We start from the raw sequence: 20,592 nt of genomic DNA on the forward strand, positions 1-20,592 counted from the left end.
CAGAAGTTTTGACCGGCACGCGACGGGCGGTTGATGGCAATTGACGACGGGGCAAAGTTCAAACCGACATGACCCGAATTCGCCACGCGGTTTCTCTGGCCCGCCAGGCTCAAAGGCCGACCATCCGCCTGATGTCGTCCGGCGATGCGCCGGCATGGCGCAAGGCGGCAAGGCCGGTGTCGCCGAAGCTCTTGGACAGCTTTCGTCCATCCGGCCCGAGGATGAGGCGATGATGGAAATAGGCCGGCTGCGGCAGTCCGAGGAGTTCCTGCAGCAGGCGCTGCACGCCGGTGGCGGAAAACAGGTCCTGTCCGCGCACGACATGGCTGACGCCTTGCAGGGCATCGTCCATGACGACGGCGAGGTGATAGCTGGTCGGGATGTCGCGGCGCGCCACGATTACGTCGCCCCAGTCCTGCGGCCGGGCATTGATCGCGCGTGTCGCGACGAGCGCCTCATCGCTGAATTCGGCCCATGCGAGGTCCTTGCCGACACGCGCCACGGCGGCATCGATATCCAGCCGCCAGGCGAAGGGCGCGTTCTCGGCGATCCGTCGCTTGCGCTCCTTCACCGGCAGCGCCTTGTCGGCGGCGGGGTACAGCGGCACGCCATCTGGATCGCGAGGCCAGTCGCGTCCGCGCTGTTCGCTGTCGGTGATGAATGCCCGGATCTCGCCACGGCTCATGAAGGCGGGATAGACGAGTTCGTCCCGAATCAGCCGGTCAAGCGTCGTCTCGTATTCCGCGAAGTGCTCGGACTGGCGGCGCACCGGCTGTTCCCAGCCAAGCCCCAGCCACTTCAGATCGGCAAGCACGCCGGCCTCGAATTGCGGCGTGCAGCGTGTCGTGTCGATATCCTCGATGCGCAGCAGCAGGCGGCCGCCTGCGGCGTCAGCCAATTTCTGATTGAGCAGCGCCGAATAGGCGTGGCCGAGATGCAAGTCGCCGTTGGGGCTGGGGGCGAAGCGGAATGTCAGGAGTGTCATTTGTCCGGCGGCAATCAGGTTTTGCGGCGCTTCGCCAATTGCTACCCTGTCGAGGGTCAAGGAACAAGAAACATGCAGCGCATTGCCACATCAGACGACATTGCCCGGGGGCTCGATGCGCTTTGCCTGATCGACCCGCGCCTGGAAAAGGTGCGCGGCATGGCCGGCGAGGTGCCGCTGCGGCTTTCCGAGCCCGGGTTCCGAAGCCTGGCCTCGATCATCGTCTCGCAGCAAGTGTCCCGCGCCAGCGCCGATGCGATCTTCGGCCGGCTGACCAAACTCGTCGATCCGCTGACGCCGCAGGCGATACTTGCCGCCGGCGAAGACATGTTTCGCGAGGCGGGCCTGTCGCGGCCGAAGCAGCGCGGGCTGATCGCCATTGCCCAGGCGGTGGCCGATGGGCTCGACCTCCATCACCTCTGTTCGCTCGACGCCCAGGAGGCGATCACGACGATGACGGCGGTGTCCGGGATCGGCCCGTGGACGGCGGAAGTGTATCTTTTGTTTGCGGCCGGCCACCCTGATATTTTTCCGGCGCGCGACGTCGCCTTGCAGAGCGCGGTCGGTCACGCGCTCGGCATCGAGCCGCGTCCGCCGGAGAAAACACTGATCGCACTGGCCGAATCATGGAGCCCGTGGCGAGGTGTCGCATCGCGGCTTTTCTGGTCCTATTATCGCGAAACCAGAGGGCGGGACGCCGCGCCGCCGGCCTAATCCGCAAAAAGGCATGAAAATCACGCATTTTTGGCACTTCAGCGACGCGACAATCCGCTTCACATCCCTGTCATGTCAGGCTTACAGTATCCGCGCCGTTCGGGTCTAGAACCAAGGAGGTAAACACGTGACGGTCGCCGTATCTCCGGATGGGCTTCCAGCACTGGTGCTGAATGCGGATTACCGTCCGCTCAGCTATTACCCTCTGTCGCTCTGGTCCTGGCAGGATGCCATCAAGGCGGTGTTCCTCGACCGGGTGAACATCGTCGCCGAATACGAGCACGCCGTCTCCTCGCCGACCTTCTCGATGAAGCTGCCGAGCGTCGTCAGCCTGAAGGCCTATGTGAAGCCGTCCAGGCACCCGGCCTTCACCCGCTTCAACGTCTTCCTGCGCGACCGCTTCCAGTGCCAGTATTGCGGCACGCCGGAGGACCTGACCTTCGATCACGTCATCCCCCGCCACCGCGGTGGCGCCACGACGTGGGAGAATGTCGTTGCCGCCTGTTCGCCCTGCAATCTCAGGAAGGGCGGCATGATGCCGGCGCATGCCAAGATGTGGCCGCTGCAGAAACCCTTCCAGCCGACGGTGCATGATTTGCACAACAACGGCCGCCTGTTCCCGCCCAACCATCTGCATGAAAGCTGGATGGATTATCTGTACTGGGATGTCGAACTCGAACCGTAGAGTTCGGCACAAATCCGCCATGCTGGCCGCCTGACGCGGCTTTCTGCGCTTCCGGTTCTCACGTACCTGAGTACGCTCCGCCCCGGTTCTCGAAAGCCGTGCCATCCGACTCAGCCTCCCGAATTTTTGCGCGAACTCTGCGTCGCGCCGGCCAAACGAATTTGCTCAATCGCGGGTGAGGGCGCCGCGGAAGGCGACGGCGGCCAGGACGAGGCTGGCGATGGCGTTCCAGCCGGCCAGCGACAGGCCGAGGATGCGCAGCGCCGCCTTGTCGCAGGAGGGCGGCACGAATTTGTCGAGTGCGTCGAGCACGCCCTTGCCGCCGGTGTCGACCGGCCCGGCGCCGGCGGTGCAATCGGTCGGGCCGGCCCACCACTGCCATTCGACGCCGGAGTGATAGACACCGAGATAGAGGCCGTAGAGCATGAGCAGGCCGCCTATGGCCAGCAGGCCGCGCGTCAGCCATGCCGGCGCGTGCAGCATGGATGCAAGCATCGCCAGCAGCATCAGCGGCGCGCCGACGTAGTAGGGCGTGCGCTGTTCAAGGCAGAGGTGGCAGGGGATGTAGCCGCCGAGATACTGGAAGCCCAGCGCCGAGCCCACGGTAGCGGCCATGGCGACGGCGAGAAACAAGGCGGTGCGCGTCCGCTGGCGTAAGGTGTCGGCATTCATGGTCGCTGTCATCGTGTTCTTCGTCCGTTGAGTTCGCCGCGCTCTTTGTCCCTGTCCTTGTCCGACTGCGCCGGGCACTTTTGGGCGACAGGACTAGAACGCGTATTTGACGAGGATATAGAGCAAAATCAGGGCAGCCGCGCCGGCGCCGGCGATCAGTCCGAGACGCTTTTCAATGAATTCGCGGATCGGCTCGCCATAGCGGCGCAGCAGCCAGGCCAGCAGCAGGAAGCGGGCGCCGCGTGCGACGATGGCCGAGATGATGAAGATCAGCAAATTGACGTGCAGGGCGCCGGCAAGGATGGTGACGACCTTGATAGGCGGCAGGTGCGCGAGACCGGACGTAACGAGAAGCACCAGCATCAGGCCGGTGCCAGAATTCTGCCAGCGCTCGAAGGTCGACAGGCCGCCGAAATGCTCCAGGATCGGACGCGCGATGGCGTCGAAGGCGAAATAGCCGATCATCCAGCCGGCGATGCCGCCCAGCACCGAGGCGGCCGTGGCGGTCAGCGCATAGCGGTAGGCGCGGTCGGGGCGTGCCAACGCCATCGGCAGATAGAGCACATCGGCCGGTACGAAGAAGAACGAGCTCTCAATGAAGGCGATGATGGCAAGCCACCATTCCGCGGATTTCCTTGCCGCCAGCGACAAGGTCCAGTCGTAAAGTCCGCGAAGCATCGGCACTCCTAATGCGTGTCGCCCAAAAATGCGCAGCGGTTTCGGGACATCGGCATGCACAACCAACGGGCATGCACAAAACAAAGACCCAAAGCACGCGCCATCTGTCCTGTCAGACGCGCCGCACTTTGATGCGCCGCCTGTCTAGAAAGATTTTCCGCGCTGCACAATGGCAGCGCCGCCACGAAATCGAAAGGTGAAGTTTGGTCGCATCCGGGCCATCGACAATTGGCCAGTTGACGAACAGGCCTCCAACCGTATAGTCCGCGCCCATCCAGGCCGCCCGGCCTGAGCCCCTATGGCGGAATTGGTAGACGCGCTCGACTCAAAATCGAGTTCCGCAAGGAGTGCTGGTTCGATCCCGGCTAGGGGCACCACTGACAACCCGTCAGATCAAGGACCGAGAGGTCAAGGTCGTGGCGCTGGACTTGCCGACTTCGCACATGATGCTGAAGACCGAGGACGCCTTCACCGGGCGGATGTTCGATGCGCTCAACGGGATGCTGCTCGACATGCTCGCCGCCATCGCCCGCAAGGACTATGACGACCGACGCCGCAGGCAGGCTCAGGGGATCGCCAAGGCAAAGGCTGAAGGGCGCATGAAGGGTCGCCCAGAGGAAGCCGGCCGTAACGAGGCGATCATGGACATGCTGCGGAAGGGGCAGAGCTGGAACACCATCGTGAAGGCGACAGGAGCCTCTCGCTCGACCCTGTCGAGGTTGGCGAAGCGGCTCCAGGTACCTCGTGTACAGCGAGCGTGACGTGGTCGGCACCACGCTACGGTCTCATTGTGTCAGCCTCCTTGCGGCGCCTGCAACTGCTCCATGATCTGGTCGACGCTGAAGCTCGCAGGCCGCTGGCGTGGCGGAAACGCTTTGAACGTCCCGATGAATTGCGCGACCGCGACCTGTGTCGGCACAACAAGGAAGGCGCGCTTCAGCATCCAGTCGTTCCAGGTGTTCGATGTGATACTCGCCCGCTCGTACGGGTCCATACGCAGGTTGTACATCGTCGGTCCCCTCATGCAGACAAACGGTTCGCGCCAGACGGCCAGCCCCCCTCGGCGCGCTGCTCGCAGAACTGCATCTTCCAGCTCTCCACGCGGACCGCCACCAACTGGCCGTCGTCGTTGAAGTAGAAGAACTCCTTTCGCGCCGACTTCTCCTGTTGCCCGGTGAGATATGCAAGCTGGTTGTAGCCGTCGAGATGCACCTTGTAGGTCTTCCCGCCGATGTCCCAGCCGTTGAGCAGCCTATCCCTCACGTCGGTATCGCCGACCGCTGCGAGTAGCGTCGGGAACCAGTCCAGCCCCGATATGATGTCGGTCGACACGCTTCCGGCCTGGATGTGACCTGGCCAGCGTACAAAGGCGGGCACGCGGTAGGCGCCCTCCCAGTTCGAGGCCTTCTCGTTGCGGAACGGTGTCATGCCCGCGTCCGGCCATCCGTTCAAATGCGGACCATTATCAGTGGTGTAGATTAGGATGGTGTCGTTCGCGATACCGAGATCGTCGAGCGCCTTGAGCAGCTTGCCAACGTCGCCATCATGCTCGATCATGCCGTCGGCATATTCATTGTCCGGCATGCCGCTCTGGCCTCGCATTGACGCCCGCACGTGAGTGATGAAATGCATGCGGGTTGAGTTGAACCAGCAGAAGAACGGCTTACCCGCTTGCTTCTGACGCTGGATGAAGTCGATTGCCGCCGCGCTTGTTTCGTCGTCGATCGTCTCCATGCGCTTCTTGGTCAGCGGTCCGGTGTCCTCGATAGTCTGCTTGCCGATCTTCCCGAAGCGTGGGTCCTCGGTCGGATCGTCAGTGTCCGAGGCCTTACACTTCAGAACGCCGCGCGGTCCGAACTTTGCTCTAAAGGCCGGGTCCTTCGGGTAGTCGGGGTTCTCCGGCTCCTCCTCGGCATTGAGATGATAGAGGTTGCCGAAGAACTCATCGAAGCCATGCACCGTCGGCAGGAACTCGTTGCGGTCGCCGAGATGGTTCTTGCCAAACTGGCCGGTGGCGTAGCCGAGCGGCTTCAGCGCCTCGGCGATTGTGATGTCCTGCGGCTGCAGGCCGAGCGTTGACCCCGGAAGGCCGACCTTGGACAGGCCGGTTCTGGGCGTCGCCTGCCCGGTGATGAATGTCGAACGCCCTGCCGTGCAGCTCTGCTCGGCATAGTAGTCGGTGAACATCATGCCTTCGCGGGCGAGGCGGTCGATGTTCGGCGTGCGATAGCCCATCACGCCGAATGTATAGGCGCTTATGTTTGATTGCCCGATGTCGTCGCCGAAGATGACCAGGATGTTCGGCTTGCCGTCGGCCGCCGCCGTGGGTTGGTCCTGGGCCTGGGCAACCCGTGTCTCACCCATGAGAGTTGAGGCAGCCGCAAGTGCGCTGCCGCCAAGCAGGATGCTGCGTCGGCTGACAGACATGGTCGGCGGCGCTGCGGACTGATCTCGCTTTCGTTCATTGAGCATAGCGCGCTCTCCTCCAAGCTCGCGCCCCCTGCCAAATGGAGTTTCTGCCGTTGTGCGATTGTTGCCAAGGACCTTCATGCGGTTCCGGACGCCGAGCGCAACGAGGCGATCATGGCCATGCTGCGCAAGGGGCAGAGCTGGAACACCATCGTGAAGGCCACCAACTACTCACGGTCGACGCTCGCGAAGCTGGCGAAGCGCCTCGAACCAATCGGGGGCAGGTAGGCAAGTGCCTTGACCTGTTCTTGCCGCCGCCTCTGGCTGGCGCGGCCGGTTCAGAACGGGTTGACGTAGTTCAGGATGGCACTTTGTCTAAGCACAACTTGCCGTATCACATGCGCTGCCTTGACATGATCGGTGTAAATGGCGGCAACGCCAGTGCTTCCCGCTGGGAGCCGTTGCCCGACCGTCTGATCGTCGAGTTTGAAGCGCACTACAAAGGGAGACGCCTGCACTTCCGACGGCGCCACGGCGAGGCCTCCGGGCTGCGACTGCCCGGTGGCAATCGCCTGAATTACCGTCTCAACCTTGCCTTCAAAGACCTCGCCGGGAAGCGTCTTGAACGTGACCTCGACCGGCTGACCAGCCTTGATGTAGCGCGCATTGTTCTGCGCTATCTCGGCGCCAAAGATGGTGTCGGATGTGTCGATGAAGGCCATGACGGGTGATTGGCCGTTGACACGCGCTCCCTTGCGAAGGGCGAGGTTCGTCACATAGCCGTCGGTTGGCGCACGAACAGTCGTCTTGTCGAGGTTCCATTTCGCCCCGTCGAGTTCCGCCTGAAGCTGGTCACGCTCGGCCTGGCGCTGCTCGACATCGAAGGCGCGTCCGACATCGTTCTTCTGAAGTTGTGAGAACTGACCAAGCCGCAGCTCCGCCAGCTTGAGCTGCGCCTCGATGCCGCGAACCTGTGCCTCGTAGATCGTCGGGTCGATGCGGAAAAGAACATCGCCTGCCTTGAGCGGCGTGTTAGCAAGCACAGGGACGTCAATGACTTCGCCCGCCACGGACGGAACGATCTGTACCGAGTTGCGCTGCACTGCGGCTGGCCCGGACGGCGCTCCCCACCCCATCGGGATGAATAGGCCGATGAGAAGAGCCAGCAGCACGATGACCGGGGACAGCTTCCAAAACAGGTTGAATGGGATAAACCTCAGCCAGACGAAGAGGGCGAGAAGCGCGATGTAACCATTGAGAAGGACGACGATCATTTGGTCGCGTCCCTCTTTTCCGGGAAGTCGACATAGGCCCAGATCAGCACCAGCGGCCAGAAAACGAAGCCGAAGATCAAGGTTGCCCAGCTACCAACTGCCACCGCTTGCGCCCAGGGATGGCCCCGCTTGCGTGCAATACGGCCCGGCATTGCTCCCAGCGCTACGACGACCGCAACAAGTGTCGCTATGACGACGAGGAGGACGATCCAGGCGAAGATGTCGATGAAGGTCATGTCGCCGCTCCACGCTGTCAATCGCCGGTTCCAGCTTTTCCGACACTCTTTCCACGTTCGCGTCAGGCCGAACCGGGGCGCTGGTTTACCTCAGTCAGATCGCAAGTTGACCGTTACCCGAAGTCCCCATTGGCCAGAACTCACATCAATCTCCTCACTAAGGGCGGCGTCCAACTACCGTCGAGGACTTCACTCTTCGGCGAATAGAGACGCATCAGCAGCGTCACACACAAGTACGTAACGGTAACGCCGCGTAACCATGGCGCGGCCTTTTGCCGGTGTCGTTCGCTCTCCCTGCTGTTAGACGCTTGCCTGCCCGATGATACGGGGTGGCCATCTTGAGGGATACCGGATTGACGTATTGGGCGGCGAGGCGCGAACGCAAGACTGAGGTGAAGAGGCGGGCTTAGGAGCCGCGCAGCATGTTTAGCCGCAGTCGCGTGGTTGGATGCAGCAAGCCGGCCAGAGCGGGCACGGAGGACGGGCTGGACACTCGGTTCTGTCGGTCCCACGCGGATCACTACGCGCGCCACGGGAGCGCGTACAGATTGACGACCGCGTGACCATCCTCCTCGACGGCTTGGTTCTGGACCCTGCGACACAGATCAGGCACGAGACCAGCGCCGCGACTGTGAGGGAATACCGGGCCGGTATGCGCGCCGACAAAAGAGGCTGGAACATTAGCGGGCTTTAATTGTTGAGTTCATGCTTCGGACGCCGCTGCTTGGCTCCGTCGCAGGCTGGTGGGCACATCGGCCGGCCCGCGCCAGCGGTCCCTCCGTGGCGCGGGCTTTGAGGCCAGACAGTGGCTGCGGCGCCTCGGACGGGGTTCAAATAAATGGTGGACAATACCACCAGAAAGCCTTGGCTTCCTCTTCAGGCGTCATCGGACGGACCTCCCATGAGTCCGTTTTCGCGATGTAACGTGTCCAAATGGGCGTGCCTTCTTCGCTGACGCTTTCGTGCCAGGCGGTAAACCCCATCATTGGCAATAAAGCTTCTCGGAGCGATCGAAGCTGCAGTGCTGCCGTGTGCATGCGAATGACCTCCCTTGGCTGGGCGCCGCCATCGATTCGTGCCTGCCTCACCCCGGCACAACGTCGTAGCGTTGCCGACCGTCTTCAGCGGTCCGGCGGCCATAGCGGTGGCTCGGGGTTTGACCGCCGGGCCTTACCGGCAAAGAGGGGTGGGTTTGCCGGCTGGCAAATTATAGGCCGTTTATTCGAATATTCAATTTCTCTAAAATGACGGTAGTGGGTCAGTCCGAAATTTGTTGATGTGAATCAATCTGCGATGCCAACCAGAAGCAGGCCAACCGCCTCTTGACCTTGGACTAGCGACCGGTGGCCCTTGCTGTCTTTGTCATTGAGCAAGAGAACATCGCCCCGCCGGAAGTCGGCTGAAGTTCCGTCGGTGGTCGTGATTTTGAGGTGACCTTGGAGCAACACCACCAATTGCCTGCGCGGCGTCGCATGGTATTGCGGGTCCCATCCGGGCGGCAATTCAAGAAATACACCGGTCGTCATCGGCGTTTCGGGAGACGCGCCAATGGGGGCAGATGGAGGGGCAAAGTCGCGTGCCGCAAGATTCACCGCAACATTGCGCAAGTGCGTCTCGCTAACTTCGTCAGCATATATTTCCGTGATTTGCATTGGCTTCCCCCGAATGTTTAGGCGACAACGTGCTTGTTGTAACACGCTTGCGGTCAATATTCGCCTGTTCCGCTTCCACCAGCGCAACAAAAGTGCAAACCACCGCGTTTGCATCAGCTTCAACCTTCTTGGAAAAGCCGTTTGTTAGACGCGTGAAGCGGCGCATGTGCATCCGCATTGTCAGGTTCTGACGTTCCGCGAATGACATGCTTGAATGCATGTTGCATCCGGTCAAATTTCAAACTGACCCACTACCAAAATGATCGGTCCGCAACCAACCGCGCAGCCGCTCGTTGACCCAATGCTGGTTTTGATCCCCAGCATCCATGACTGGCCCGCTGCCGCTCCGAGCACGACACCAGCCAGCTCGGTTTGGTTGGAACTTGGATTGGGTTCGAGAGTTTATGGCGCGCGACCTTTGCATGGAGGTGGCTAGCCATGAGGATCAAAGTTGCACCAGAGCTCTGTAACGTTGCGGCGGCGGCCGACGAAATTGTGAGCGAGGCGAAGGGGAAGCCTCCCCTTTCTGTCACACTGGCGGTTTCCCGACTCCGACAGAAAACCGGATCGATGCGATCGGATGCCGATCTAGAGGCTCTTGTCGCAAAGATAGCTGCGGCTCGCGGTGTAGCCCTGGTTATGGACAGGAAGGCTGATCAGTTCGCACCTGGGTGAACAGCAGTGGCAGCGTTGGCGTTTGAGACGGTCTATCTTTTCGGCCTGACAGGGGACGACCTGTTAGGCGGGCTCGTATCGCTGGTGGCGTGCACGTTGCTTTTCAACGCTTTGGCGAAGGATAGCTCAAACCCATAACCGTGCGAGGTCGAAGCAGAATCGGGTCCGTCGTACATCACGATGCTGGCGTTGCGGATCGATTGAGGAATTCTTAGAAAGAAAGGGCCTCAGAGTGGCGTCCTGCGCTGCTTTGGCCGGTATCTCTCGATCAGCCTGACCATATCGATTTCGACCGTCACCAGCGGCCCCAGGTCGATTGTCACCGTCTCGCCATCGATCCGGGTGACCTCGCCAACAAGCTCGATCTGATCCCCCCGCTGCACCTCGGTGCGGATCGAATGCGCAAAATCATAGCTTCGGATCGATTGCGGGCAATCATAGTTCGGGACCGACACGCTGACGCGCTCATCGTCAATCCGCCTGCGCACAGTGGCCGTGACCCCCACCAGATCTCCAATGCCAATTGCCAAAGTCATGCAGCGTACCGGCCACTCCGGTGGGTTTGTTACTGCCGCACAGACTAATTTATGGGTATATTAGCAACTGCGCAATTACGCCTATTGGCGGTAGAAAGCCATTGGCGACCACACGTTGCCTTACCTCCGAAGCGGGACGTGGCGCGGAATATGCGACGGCAGGGAGAGGAGTCAAAAATGATGCGTCAAGTCGCGAACGGAGCCTACGCCGGTTGAACCGGCGCGGCCCCGCTGAAAGGTTTCGTCAGCTGGCTTCAGTTCTTGCCAGCGCCGCCGGCTTCCTGGAGTTTTGCCAGCACCTGGTCGAGCGAGAAGCTGCCCGGCTTCTGCCGCGGCGGGAACGCGACAAAGCTTTGAATGTACTGGCCTACGAAGGCCTGCGCCGGCATGAGCAGATACGTCCGATCGAAGCGCCACCTGATATATTCGGCCCCTTCATGCTGGGCGCGTTCAAACGGATCGGCTCGCAGGTCGAAGATCTTGGGCACCCGCAAGGCTACGAACGGTTCCTGCCACACGTCGAAGCCCTCCGCCCGCTGCTCCAGGAAAAGGATCTTCCAACGGTCATAGCGCAAGGCGGCGAGGTTTCCGTCGTCGGTCCAGTAGAAGAACTCCTTGCGAGGGTCGGGGCCGGTACCGGCCAGCAGATCGTGCTGGTCGTAACCGTCGAGGTGGACCTTGAAGGTCTTGCCCGCAGCCTCGTAACCGGTCAGGAGCTTCTCCTTGACGTCCGGCTCGCCGGCTGCCGCCACCAGCGTCGGAACCCAATCCTCGTGCGAGACGATGTCGTTGATCTCTGTGCCAGGCTTGACGACTCCCGGCCAGCGGATCATGCCGGGAACGCGGTAGCCGCCCTCCCAACTGGTGTTTTTCTCGCCATGGAACGGCGTCGTGCCGCCATCGGGCCATGAAAAAACTTCGGCGCCGTTGTCGGTGGTCCACAGCACGATGGTGTTGTCGGCAATACCTAGATCGTCCAGCTGCTTGAGAATCTGGCCGATATAGCCGTCGAGTTCGACCATGCCGTCAGCCTCCAGTCCCAAGCCGGTCTTGCCTTCCGAGTCGGGCTTGAGATGGGTGTTAATATGCATGCGGGTCGTGTTGAACCAGCAGAAGAATGGCTTACCGGCCTTGTGCTGCCGATCGATGAAGTCCTTGGCCGCGCCCAGGAATTCCTCATCGACCGTTTCCATGCGCTTTTTGGTGAGCGGGCCTGTGTCCTCGATTTTCTGCTTGCCGACCCGGCCGAAGCGGGGATCTTCGGTGGGATCATCCGTGTCGGTGGCGGTGCATTTGAGCACGCCGCGCGGGCCGAATTTCGCGCGGAACTCTGGCGATTTAGGATAGTCCACATTCTCCGGCTCTTCCTCTGCATTGAGGTGGTAGAGATTGCCGAAGAACTCGTCGAAGCCGTGGACGGTGGGCAAGAACTCGTTGCGGTCGCCGACGTGGTTCTTGCCGAACTGGCCGGTGGCATAGCCTTGCGGCTTGAGCAACTCGGCGAGCGTCGGGTCCTTCCCGGACAGTCCTTCAGGGGCGGCCGGCAGACCGACTTTGAGCAAGCCGGTGCGAAAGCAACTCTGCCCGGTGATGAACGCCGCGCGTCCCGCGGTGCAGGACTGCTGGGCGTAGAGGTCGGTAAAGATTGCGCCCTCATTGGCGATGCGGTCGATGTTGGGCGTGCGGTAGCCCATCATGCCTCTGTTGTAGGCGCTGATGTTCCAAAAGCCGATATCGTCGCCAAAGATGACGAGGATGTTCGGCTTGCCACCCGCCGCCTGCGCGGGCTGGATCGACGGCCGCGATGTGAGGGTGGCGGCTGCCGCCGCTAGCGCGGTGCCTCCAAGCAGGACGCTGCGTCGGCTGAGGGTACTGCTATCGATTTCGTGTTCTTGCTGCTGTTTGGCCATTGCTCGCTCCCTTGGGCACGCCTACCCAAGCCAGTCTTTAGCGGCCCGACATCATGTCACCCTGCGACCGGCGATGACGCAAGGTAAGTACGTTACTGTTACATCTCGCGGCGTAAGCAAGGTACGCCCTTGATTGGCGTGGCTCTTCGGCCAACCCCGGCCGTGCCGATGCCCGAATATGCCCGGCGCGACGCGATGAAGGCCAGAAACCGGGTGATCCCTCGGCGACCGCACGGGCGATCCCGGCGGTCGTGGATGAGCCGGAGCGGCCGCTGCGCCTGTTCCCAGGGGGACCGTTGCCGAACAGGCCTATTCCAGGCGCCTGGCCACGTGGGAAGCCTGGGCATCGGTTACCACCAAGCTCTGGTCTACCGCCGTCCCAGCAGGCTCTTCATGCGGATACGCAGCAGGCGGGCCATGTTGCGGGTCTCGCGGTAGAGATGCAGTTGCGAGGCGGCCTGGCGGGTGAGGCGATCGGCATCCGGCGTCAGGCCGATCACCAGCGTTCCCATCGGCTTGCGCTCGGTCCATAGCCGGCTCATCACCGGATGGTCGGGCATGGCGCAGGAGTCGGTCATCATGATGTTGGGATCGTCGAGATGCTGCCTGGTCACCTCGATCATCAGCAATGTGCCGGGCGAATAGGCGGCCAGCGTCTCGTCATAAGCCGTCTTCCAGGTGTAGGCGACGCCGGCTTCGACGTACACGATCAGGCAAGCAATCGTGCGGCCGTCGAGCGTCAGCGAATGGATGCGGCACATGTCCTGTTCGGCCAGCCGGTGCACGGCTTCGCGGGCGAAGGCGGCGCGGTAGCGGTCGATCGCCATGGCGGTGCGTTCGCGGCCTTTCCAGCCGGCCGCTTCCAGCGTCAGGAAGCTTTCGATGGCGTGGCGGATCTCATCGGGGCCGCGCGCCACGACATGCTCCAGTTTGCCGAGGTCGCCGAGGCGCCGCTTCAGCCGGCGAAACTCGCGAAAATGGTGCGCGCGCAGCGAGGCCTTCAGATACTCGTCTCCGTCGGCTTGGCTCTCCAGCGCGGGGCGTTGGGTCTGGCCGGTGGTGACCAGCATCAGGCCGCGCGTCTCGGCCACGGTCGCGAACAGGCTCGCCACCGGACCGTCGAGCCGGATATCGGGCAGGACGAAGACTTTAGGCAGCTTCAGGTGCGGGCGCGACAGCATCGAGAAAAAATCCTCGACGACGCCGACCGGGTCGTCACGGTCGACCAGCGGCGTGCCGAGCGGACCGAACGGGCTCGACCATGTGCGCATGACCGGAACGCCGAGCGGCATCCCCGGTCGCTCCACCGAGAACGGCACCAGAAGGCGCAACCGGTTGCGGTATTCGTCGCCGTCGCGGATCACCGCCAGCCGCACCTCGCGATCCTCCAGCCGGGGCATGGCCGGCGCCAGGAAGCGCGGGTTGAAGAAGACGTTCGGCTCGACCGTGCGGGTGCAGAGATAATCCAGTTCCTCGACCAGGTCGAAGCCGGCCGATGCCGGGTAGATGGCGAGTTTGCGCTCCGGCCGGTTGTTGGCGAGGATCTCGATATGGGCGGGGTCAGGATCGCGGGTCAGCCCGGCGAGGCCGGACACCATGGCGCCGGCCGTGCCGCCGCTGGTTTCCTCAAGCAACGGGATGGCGGCCATCACGCGGCTCCTTTCGCAGGCACGAAGATAAGCATGACGATGCCGAGCTTGCGCCATACGGTGAAGGACAGCGCGCAGGCTTCGAAGATCATGGCAAAGGCGGTGGCCATCGCCGCGCCCCACAGGCCGAAATGCGGGATCAGCATCACGTTGAGGCCGATGTTGAAGGCCAGCGTCATGGCATAGACGGCGGCGCAGATGTTCTGGTTGCCGCTCATTGTCAGCAGGCTTTCGCAGGGACCGACGGCGGCCCGCGCCACGACGCCGAAAACGAGCAGGAACAGCAGCGGATAGCCACTGCTGAATTCAGGGCCGAACAGCACCAGCATCGGCTCACCCAGCGCCAGCACCAGCATCGCCATCAGTAGCGAGGGCCAGAACGTCCACGATACGGTCTCGCGGGCGAAGGCGGCGAGCTTTTGCGGCTCGCCATGGGTGAATTGCGCGTAGCGCTGGGCAACGCCGGCCTTGACGGCGAAATAGACGAAATGCACCAGCGCCAGCGTCTTGACGGTGGCGAAATAGACGGCGACGTCGTTGGGATCCATATAGGCGCCGACCATCAGCACGTCGGCGTTGGTGAGCAGGAAAAAGAAGCTTTCAACCAGGAAGATCGGCAGCGACACGAGGAACCATTGCGCGAAATGGACCTTCATCGGCCCGGCCGGGATCCGCCTTTCCATGCGCTGGGTAACGCCGATGAGCTGACCGAGCGTGGTGACGTAGGTGGCGGCGATCGAAGCAAAGATGGCGGTCCTGGCGTCGGGCGCATAGCCGGCGGCCAGCATCAGCGCCATGAACAGCAGGATCAGCACCGGGCGTACCAGATAGGTCGGCGACAGCGCGAACAGCGCCCATGAATTGGCGCGCGCCAGCCCTTGCAGCAAATCGGACATGGCGATCATCGGCAGGCAGATGACGCCGAGGATGAACGGCACCACGTAGTAGTTTTCGATCCATGGCGCGGCCAGCCAGACGCCGAGCGCGCCGAGCCCGGCGATGAGCGTGGAGGCGATCAGCACGAACAGCCGGCTGGCCAGCACGATGCCGCGCAGTTCGGCCAGCATGCCGCGCTCGCGGTATTCGGGAATGAAGCGGATGACCGAGGTGTGGAAGCCGAGGCAGGCGAGGTTGCCGACGATAACCATCGTCACCCAGACGAGGACGAAGATGCCGTATTCGAACGAGCCCATCCAGCGCGCCATCAGCACCTGGCTGACAAAGGCGATGACGGCGCTGATGATGCGGATGGAGAAAGCGATGACCGACATGCGGCCGGCCTCGCCGCGCTCGTCGGCGGTGAACAGCACGGCGTCGATGCGGCCAAGCAACGGCCCGATGCGCAGCGCCAAACGCTGCGGCAAAAACCGCCCGGCTGTCGTGGCCGCGGAAAAGCGCACCCCGATTACTCTCCGTTTTCCGCCTCTTTTTCAGGCCGTGGTGTAGCAAGGACACATTAAGAAACGGTTGGGTGAGGAGTGGTCCGCGCAGCGGACGAAAAGCCAACGATTTGGCTTTTCGAGCGACGAACGCCCGAAGCCATAGCGAAGGGCCGGGAGGCGCAGGCGGTGCGCAGCACGCGCATTCTTCACGCCGGTGGCATGGCGAGTGCGGGTCGCCAGCGAAAGATCGAAGAGTATATGTGTTGGCCTGCCGGCCATCCCTCTCTCAGGTGGGGATATTGGCTATTCGCGACGGACCAGCGCCGCCCCTCATCCGCCTGCCGGCACCTTCTCCCCGTATAGTGACGGGGAGAAGGAAGCATTCCCTTACGCGAATGCGCCGTGGCAGTGCTTGTACTTCTTGCCGGAGCCGCAGGGGCAGGCTTCGTTGCGGCCGACCTTGCCCCAGGTCGCCTGGTTGTTCGGGTCGCGGTTTTCCGGGGCGACAATCGCGGTCGTCTCCGGGCGGACCAGGAGGGCGGTCTCGCCGCCGTCGAAATCATTCTCCCCGGTGGTGCCGTCGATATGCATGCCGAACATGTCGGGCGCCTCGGGCGGCGGTGCTTCGGCGGCCTGGCGCACCAGTTCGACGCGCATCAGCTGCGCGGTGACGGCCTGGCGCAGATTGCCCAGCATCGCCTGGAACAGCTCGAATGCCTCGCCCTTGTACTCCTGCAGCGGATCGCGCTGGGCGTAGCCACGGAAGCCGACGACCGAACGCAGATGGTCGAGATTGACGATGTGCTCGCGCCACAGATGGTCGAGCGTCTGCAGCACCACCGAGCGCTCGACATAGTTCATCACCTCGGGGCCGAAGCGCTCGGAGCGCTCCTTGGCGGCGGCGTCAGCGGCCTGCGCGATGCGCTCGCGGATATCGTCCTCGGCGATGCCCTCTTCCTTGGCCCAGTCCTCGACCGGCAGGTCGAGATTGAGGAATTCGGCGACCTCGGCCTTCAGCCCGGCAACGTCCCACTGCTCGGCATAGGCGTTTTCGGGAATGGCCTTGGCGACGATCTCGTCGATGACGCCCTCGCGCATCTCGGCAATGGTTTCCGAGAGGCCTTCGCCGTCCATCAGTTCGATGCGCTGCTCGAACACCACCTTGCGCTGGTCGTTGGAGACGTCGTCGTATTTCAGCAGGTTCTTGCGGATGTCGAAGTTGCGCGCCTCGACCTTCTTCTGCGCCTTTTCCAGCGCCTTGTTGATCCACGGATGGATGATCGCCTCGTCTTCCTTGAGGCCGAGCTTCTGCAGCATGCCGTCCATTCGCTCGGAACCGAAGATGCGCATCAGGTCATCCTGCAGCGACAGGAAGAATTTCGAGCGGCCGGGATCGCCCTGGCGGCCGGAGCGGCCTCTGAGCTGGTTGTCGATGCGGCGCGATTCGTGGCGTTCGGTGGCCAGCACGTAGAGGCCGCCGGCGGCCAGCGCCTTTTCCTTCAGGCGCTCGACGTCGTCATTGATTTCCTTTTCCCGCGCCTCGCGCTCGGGTCCGGCCGGCATGTCGCCCAGCTCATCGGCGATGCGCATCTCGGCATTGCCGCCGAGCTTGATGTCGGTGCCGCGGCCGGCCATGTTGGTGGCGATGGTGATGGCGCCCGGCTTGCCGGCCTGGGCGACGATCGCCGCCTCGCGCTCGTGGTGGCGGGCGTTCAGCACCTCGAAATCCTTGAAGCCCTCCTTGCGCAAGCGCTCGGCCAGCTGCTCGGATTTTTCAATGGAGGTGGTGCCGACCAGCGTCGGCTGGCCCTTGGCGCTGGCTTCGCGGATCTCCTTGACGATCGCCTTGTACTTCTCTTCGACCGTCCGGTAGACCTCGTCGTCCTCGTCCTTACGGACGACCGGCAGGTTGGTCGGGATCTCGGTGACGTCGAGATTGTAGATGTTGCCGAACTCCTCGGCCTCGGTCAGCGCCGTACCGGTCATGCCGGAAAGCTTCTTGTAGAGGCGGAAGTAGTTCTGGAAGGTGACGGAGGCCAGCGTCTGGTTCTCCGGCTGGATCGTCACATGCTCCTTGGCTTCGAGCGCCTGGTGCAGCCCTTCCGAATAGCGGCGGCCCGGCATCATGCGGCCGGTGAACTCGTCGATGATGACGATCTCGTCGTTGCGGACGATATAGTCCTTGTCCTTCTGGAACAGCCGGTGCGCCTTCAGCGCATTGTTGACATGGTGGACGATGGCGACGTTCTCGACGTCGTAGAGCGACTCGCCCTTGAGCAGGCCGGCATCGCGCAGCAGGTTTTCCAGCTTCTCGGTGCCTTCCTCGGTGAAGATCGAGGTCTTCTGCTTCTCGTCGATCTCATAATCCTGCGGCTGCAGCTGGATGATGAAGGTGTCGATGGTGTTGTACATTTCCGAGCGGTCCTCAAGCGGACCGGAAATGATCAGCGGCGTGCGCGCCTCGTCGACCAGGATCGAGTCGACCTCGTCGACGATCGCGTAATTGTGACCGCGCTGCACCATCTGGGCACGCTCGTATTTCATGTTGTCGCGCAGATAGTCGAAGCCGAGTTCGTTGTTGGTGGCGTAGGTGACGTCGGCGGCATAGGCGACGCGGCGCTCCTCGTCGGACAGGCCGTGGACGATGACGCCGACCGAGAGGCCGAGGAACTTGTAGACGCGACCCATCCATTCGGAGTCGCGGCTGGCGAGATAGTCGTTGACGGTGACGACGTGGACGCCGTTGCCGGCGAGCGCGTTGAGGTAGACCGGCAGCGTCGCGACCAGGGTCTTGCCCTCGCCGGTGCGCATCTCGGCAATGCCGCCATTGTGCAGCACCATGCCGCCGATCAGCTGGACGTCGAAGGGGCGCATGCCGAGCACGCGGCGCGCCGCCTCGCGGGCGGTGGCAAAGGCGGGAACCAAAAGGTCATCGAGCGTGGCGCCGTTGGCGATGTCCTGGCGGAATTTCGCGGTGCGGCCAACCAACTCCTCGTCGGAGAGTGCCCGCATCTCGTTTTCCATGGCGTTGATCGCCTCGACACGGGGCCGGGTCGATTTGACCCGACGGTCGTTGGAGGAACCGAAAACCTTACGGGCGAGACCGCCGAGACTGACCATCCAATGGTCCTTTCGATAGAATTCTCAATCTTGAGACGGACGCCGGCTGGCCCCATCAAATCCACGTGAACGCACCGCTTGAACACGGGCAAACACAAAAAGCGCCCGGAAAACGGTTCTGGACGCAAAGTCGTTGGACAGATAAGAGGGGGCTCAACTGATGTCAACGCCGCGCTGGCCCTGCCGGTCGCGCCAAATTCCGCCACAATCCGGCTGATCTGGAAACCTTCCGCCCTCATAATCCCTTACCGGAGTCATCTTATGTCCTTGTTGTTCCGCCGCGCGTCGCTTGCCAGCCTTGGCCTGGCCTTCGGCTTGTCGGCCCTTTCGTTGTCGCCGCTGATGGCGCAGACCGCTCCCGCTCCGGCGGATGCAGCAGCACCTGCCCCGGCAGCACCTGCCGCGGCACCGGTCGATCCGAACACAGTGATCGCCACGATCAACGGCCAGCCCTTGACCGAAGCCGACCTGGTGCTTGCCGAAGGCGAGCTGTCGCAGCAGTTCGCCCAGCTGCCGCCCGAGCAGCGCCGCGCCGCGGCCCTTTCGGCGGCCATCGAAATCCGCGTCATGGCCGCCCAGGCGGTCACCACCGGCCTCGACAAGGATCCCGACTTCCAGCGCCGCATGGCCTTCCTGCAGCAGCGCGCGCTGCATGGCGAGATGGTCGAGAAGGGCGTCGTCGACAAGGTCACCGACGCCGAGGTTCGCGCCCGCTACGACCAGGAGATCGCCAACACACCGCCCACAAACGAGGTGCATGCCCGTCATATCCTCGTGAAGACGAAGGAAGAGGCCGAGGCCATCATCAAGCAGCTCGACGGCGGCGCCGACTTCCAGAAGCTCGCCAACGAGCACACCAGCGATCCGTCGGGCAAGACGAGCGGTGGCGATCTTGGCTGGTTCGGACCTGGCCAGATGGTGCCGGAGTTCGACAAGGCGGCTTTCGCGCTCCAGGTCGGCAAATACACCGAGCAGCCGGTGCAGTCGCAGTTCGGCTGGCATGTCATCAAGCTCGAGGACAAGCGCACCAAGCAGCCGCCGGCATTCGACGACGTCAAGGACCAGGCCAGGCAGGCGGTCATCCGCGACAAGTATTTTGCGCTGGTCAAGTCGCTGCGCGGCGGCGCCAAGGTCGAGATCCCCGACGAGAAGCTGAAGAAGGCGGTCGATACGCTGGAAAGCGCCAAGTAAGCCTGAATTTTGAAAGGGCCGCGGCAGCCAAGGGTTGCCGCGGCCCTTTTTGTCGACTGCGCCGGCCGTTTTTCACTTTCCAGGCGCTGCTATGCCTCGCATCACGTAGCTGACCGTCTTGCGGATCGTGGCTTCGTCCTCGTCGAGCCGGTTGGTCAACAGATGCTTCCAGGCGAAAGAGGCGATCAGGTCGGCGACCAGCGCCGAATCGATGTCGACGCCGATTTCGCCCCTTGCCTTGGCGCGTTCGATTATCTGGCCGGTATGGGACGTTCGGCCCAGTGCGTAGCCGGCAAGTGCCGCGGACGCCGCGTCATCCGACTGCGCCTCGGCGATCAGCGACCGGAACACGCTGCCGGACGATGTCTCGCGCCAGTGGGCGAACAGGTTTTTCAGGAAGCCGACGAGATCCTCCTCCAGCAGCCCGGTATCGGGAACATCGACGCGTTTCTGGCGCTGGTAGACTTCGAGCAGCAATGCGGCCTTGCTCGGCCACCAGCGGTAGATGGTGGGCTTGCCGGCGCGAGCCCGCCGCGCCACCGCCTCGATCGAGAAACCGGCATAACCGGCCTCGACCAGCACGGCCTCGGCGGCTTCGAGAATGGCATCGGCGCTGTCTGGGTTGCGCCGCGCGCCGATCGATTTGCGCGCCGGATCGACGTCTACGCCCATTTCTGTCGTCCTCGCAATAATTTCGCCGGCAATATACGCGACCCGGCGATCAAACGAAACGGCCCGTTTTCAGTCTACTGGAGGCAGTGGCGGCGGCAGGGGCAACGATCCCGGGTTAACGGGTTTCATAAAAACCTTCGCCGGCGTGTTGG

18 protein-coding genes, 1 tRNA gene and 2 pseudogenes are annotated in these 20,592 nt (G+C 62.7%); 6 read left to right on the plus strand and 15 right to left on the minus strand.

The features are described from left to right. Positions 1-109: 109 nt before the first annotated feature. Positions 110-985, minus strand: coding sequence for a tRNA glutamyl-Q(34) synthetase GluQRS (gene gluQRS, locus AC1DYW_RS28650; protein ID WP_477228418.1), 876 nt, complete (start codon positions 983-985; stop codon positions 110-112). A gap of 72 nt (positions 986-1,057) precedes the next feature. Here gluQRS and AC1DYW_RS28655 point away from each other — a divergent pair, with 72 nt between their 5' ends. Both AC1DYW_RS28655 and AC1DYW_RS28660 read left to right on the plus strand, forming a co-directional pair. Next, on the plus strand, positions 1,058-1,699 hold the full coding sequence (locus tag AC1DYW_RS28655) for a DNA-3-methyladenine glycosylase family protein (RefSeq protein WP_477228419.1): 642 nt from the start codon (positions 1,058-1,060) through the stop codon (positions 1,697-1,699). Positions 1,700-1,826: 127 nt separating this feature from the next. Continuing rightward, complete coding sequence (locus AC1DYW_RS28660) at positions 1,827-2,384, plus strand: HNH endonuclease (RefSeq protein ID WP_006328497.1); 558 nt, start codon at positions 1,827-1,829, stop codon at positions 2,382-2,384. A 165-nt stretch (positions 2,385-2,549) separates the two neighbouring features. Here AC1DYW_RS28660 and AC1DYW_RS28665 read toward each other — a convergent pair whose 3' ends face one another. After that, the gene (locus AC1DYW_RS28665; RefSeq protein ID WP_477228420.1) at positions 2,550-3,068 is read right to left on the minus strand and encodes a disulfide bond formation protein B; all 519 of its coding nucleotides are present in this window, start codon (positions 3,066-3,068) and stop codon (positions 2,550-2,552) included. 81 nt (positions 3,069-3,149) lie between these two features. Next, positions 3,150-3,734 carry a YqaA family protein gene (locus AC1DYW_RS28670; protein ID WP_477228421.1) on the minus strand — a complete coding sequence of 195 codons (585 nt, stop codon included), beginning with the start codon at positions 3,732-3,734 and terminating at the stop codon, positions 3,150-3,152. Between the two features lie 292 nt (positions 3,735-4,026). Here AC1DYW_RS28670 and AC1DYW_RS28675 point away from each other — a divergent pair. Then, positions 4,027-4,111: transfer RNA gene (locus AC1DYW_RS28675), tRNA-Leu, on the plus strand. Between the two features lie 66 nt (positions 4,112-4,177). Further along, positions 4,178-4,495: a helix-turn-helix domain-containing protein gene (locus AC1DYW_RS28680; protein WP_477228422.1), complete on the plus strand. Its 318-nt coding sequence runs from the start codon at positions 4,178-4,180 to the stop codon at positions 4,493-4,495. A gap of 32 nt (positions 4,496-4,527) precedes the next feature. Here AC1DYW_RS28680 and AC1DYW_RS28685 read toward each other — a convergent pair. From AC1DYW_RS28685 to AC1DYW_RS28710, 6 genes and pseudogenes are all read right to left on the minus strand, one after another. Next, a pseudogene (locus tag AC1DYW_RS28685) lies at positions 4,528-6,161 on the minus strand (arylsulfatase). A gap of 320 nt (positions 6,162-6,481) precedes the next feature. After that, the gene (locus tag AC1DYW_RS28690; protein ID WP_477228423.1) at positions 6,482-7,417 is read right to left on the minus strand and encodes an HlyD family secretion protein; all 936 of its coding nucleotides are present in this window, start codon (positions 7,415-7,417) and stop codon (positions 6,482-6,484) included. Next, a complete protein-coding gene (locus AC1DYW_RS28695; protein ID WP_095084844.1) occupies positions 7,414-7,653 on the minus strand; it encodes a DUF3302 domain-containing protein in 240 nt (79 codons plus the stop codon). The genes AC1DYW_RS28690 and AC1DYW_RS28695 overlap by 4 nt, the downstream gene beginning before the upstream one ends. Positions 7,654-8,483: 830 nt before the next feature. Next, positions 8,484-8,690 carry a hypothetical protein gene (locus tag AC1DYW_RS28700; RefSeq protein ID WP_143748743.1) on the minus strand — a complete coding sequence of 69 codons (207 nt, stop codon included), beginning with the start codon at positions 8,688-8,690 and terminating at the stop codon, positions 8,484-8,486. A gap of 246 nt (positions 8,691-8,936) precedes the next feature. Beyond that, positions 8,937-9,305, minus strand: a complete 369-nt coding sequence (locus AC1DYW_RS28705; RefSeq protein ID WP_477228424.1) for a cupin domain-containing protein — start codon at positions 9,303-9,305, stop codon at positions 8,937-8,939. A 120-nt stretch (positions 9,306-9,425) separates the two neighbouring features. Next, positions 9,426-9,510 (minus strand): annotated as a pseudogene (locus tag AC1DYW_RS28710) (IS1-like element ISOpb1 family transposase); the annotation flags it as partial. Between the two features lie 233 nt (positions 9,511-9,743). Between AC1DYW_RS28710 and AC1DYW_RS28715 the strand changes: the two are divergent. Beyond that, entirely contained in the window at positions 9,744-9,980 is a 237-nt protein-coding gene (locus tag AC1DYW_RS28715; protein ID WP_477228425.1) for a hypothetical protein, read from the plus strand. A gap of 227 nt (positions 9,981-10,207) precedes the next feature. Here AC1DYW_RS28715 and AC1DYW_RS28720 read toward each other — a convergent pair whose 3' ends face one another. From AC1DYW_RS28720 to secA, 5 genes are all read right to left on the minus strand, one after another. After that, the gene (locus AC1DYW_RS28720) at positions 10,208-10,516 is read right to left on the minus strand and encodes a KOW domain-containing RNA-binding protein (protein ID WP_095084841.1); all 309 of its coding nucleotides are present in this window, start codon (positions 10,514-10,516) and stop codon (positions 10,208-10,210) included. Between the two features lie 254 nt (positions 10,517-10,770). Continuing rightward, on the minus strand, positions 10,771-12,426 hold the full coding sequence (locus AC1DYW_RS28725; RefSeq protein ID WP_477228426.1) for an arylsulfatase: 1,656 nt from the start codon (positions 12,424-12,426) through the stop codon (positions 10,771-10,773). A 368-nt stretch (positions 12,427-12,794) separates the two neighbouring features. Further along, positions 12,795-14,075 (minus strand): GNAT family N-acetyltransferase, encoded by a 1,281-nt coding sequence (locus tag AC1DYW_RS28730; RefSeq protein ID WP_477228427.1) that lies wholly within the window; start codon positions 14,073-14,075, stop codon positions 12,795-12,797. After that, positions 14,075-15,475, minus strand: coding sequence for an oligosaccharide flippase family protein (locus AC1DYW_RS28735; RefSeq protein WP_095084838.1), 1,401 nt, complete (start codon positions 15,473-15,475; stop codon positions 14,075-14,077). The genes AC1DYW_RS28730 and AC1DYW_RS28735 overlap by 1 nt, the downstream gene beginning before the upstream one ends. Positions 15,476-15,844: 369 nt before the next feature. Continuing rightward, a complete protein-coding gene (gene secA, locus AC1DYW_RS28740; RefSeq protein WP_477228428.1) occupies positions 15,845-18,577 on the minus strand; it encodes a preprotein translocase subunit SecA in 2,733 nt (910 codons plus the stop codon). 261 nt (positions 18,578-18,838) lie between these two features. On the opposite strand from secA, the gene AC1DYW_RS28745 reads away from it, so the two are divergent. Beyond that, the gene (locus AC1DYW_RS28745; RefSeq protein ID WP_477228429.1) at positions 18,839-19,768 is read left to right on the plus strand and encodes a peptidylprolyl isomerase; all 930 of its coding nucleotides are present in this window, start codon (positions 18,839-18,841) and stop codon (positions 19,766-19,768) included. Between the two features lie 72 nt (positions 19,769-19,840). Here AC1DYW_RS28745 and AC1DYW_RS28750 read toward each other — a convergent pair whose 3' ends face one another. Continuing rightward, positions 19,841-20,440 carry a TetR/AcrR family transcriptional regulator gene (locus AC1DYW_RS28750; RefSeq protein WP_477228430.1) on the minus strand — a complete coding sequence of 200 codons (600 nt, stop codon included), beginning with the start codon at positions 20,438-20,440 and terminating at the stop codon, positions 19,841-19,843. Between the last annotated feature and the right edge of the window lie 152 nt (positions 20,441-20,592).

It is taken from the genome of Mesorhizobium sp. P2_D5, assembly GCF_056404355.1.

Bases quoted from the DNA above. Each gene is read 5' to 3' on its own strand.
- gluQRS (WP_477228418.1), bottom strand. From the start codon at position 985: ATGACACTCCTGACATTCCGCTTCGCCCCCAGCCCCAACGGCGACTTG.
- AC1DYW_RS28655 (WP_477228419.1), top strand. From the start codon at position 1,058: ATGCAGCGCATTGCCACATCAGACGACATTGCCCGGGGGCTCGATGCG.
- AC1DYW_RS28665 (WP_477228420.1), bottom strand. From the start codon at position 3,068: ATGACAGCGACCATGAATGCCGACACCTTACGCCAGCGGACGCGCACC.
- AC1DYW_RS28670 (WP_477228421.1), bottom strand. From the start codon at position 3,734: ATGCTTCGCGGACTTTACGACTGGACCTTGTCGCTGGCGGCAAGGAAA.
- AC1DYW_RS28680 (WP_477228422.1), top strand. From the start codon at position 4,178: ATGATGCTGAAGACCGAGGACGCCTTCACCGGGCGGATGTTCGATGCG.
- AC1DYW_RS28690 (WP_477228423.1), bottom strand. From the start codon at position 7,417: ATGATCGTCGTCCTTCTCAATGGTTACATCGCGCTTCTCGCCCTCTTC.
- AC1DYW_RS28695 (WP_095084844.1), bottom strand. From the start codon at position 7,653: ATGACCTTCATCGACATCTTCGCCTGGATCGTCCTCCTCGTCGTCATA.
- AC1DYW_RS28700 (WP_143748743.1), bottom strand. From the start codon at position 8,690: ATGCACACGGCAGCACTGCAGCTTCGATCGCTCCGAGAAGCTTTATTG.
- AC1DYW_RS28705 (WP_477228424.1), bottom strand. From the start codon at position 9,305: ATGCAAATCACGGAAATATATGCTGACGAAGTTAGCGAGACGCACTTG.
- AC1DYW_RS28715 (WP_477228425.1), top strand. From the start codon at position 9,744: ATGAGGATCAAAGTTGCACCAGAGCTCTGTAACGTTGCGGCGGCGGCC.
- AC1DYW_RS28720 (WP_095084841.1), bottom strand. From the start codon at position 10,516: ATGACTTTGGCAATTGGCATTGGAGATCTGGTGGGGGTCACGGCCACT.
- AC1DYW_RS28725 (WP_477228426.1), bottom strand. From the start codon at position 12,426: ATGGCCAAACAGCAGCAAGAACACGAAATCGATAGCAGTACCCTCAGC.
- AC1DYW_RS28730 (WP_477228427.1), bottom strand. From the start codon at position 14,075: ATGGCCGCCATCCCGTTGCTTGAGGAAACCAGCGGCGGCACGGCCGGC.
- secA (WP_477228428.1), bottom strand. From the start codon at position 18,577: ATGGTCAGTCTCGGCGGTCTCGCCCGTAAGGTTTTCGGTTCCTCCAAC.
- AC1DYW_RS28745 (WP_477228429.1), top strand. From the start codon at position 18,839: ATGTCCTTGTTGTTCCGCCGCGCGTCGCTTGCCAGCCTTGGCCTGGCC.
- AC1DYW_RS28750 (WP_477228430.1), bottom strand. From the start codon at position 20,440: ATGGGCGTAGACGTCGATCCGGCGCGCAAATCGATCGGCGCGCGGCGC.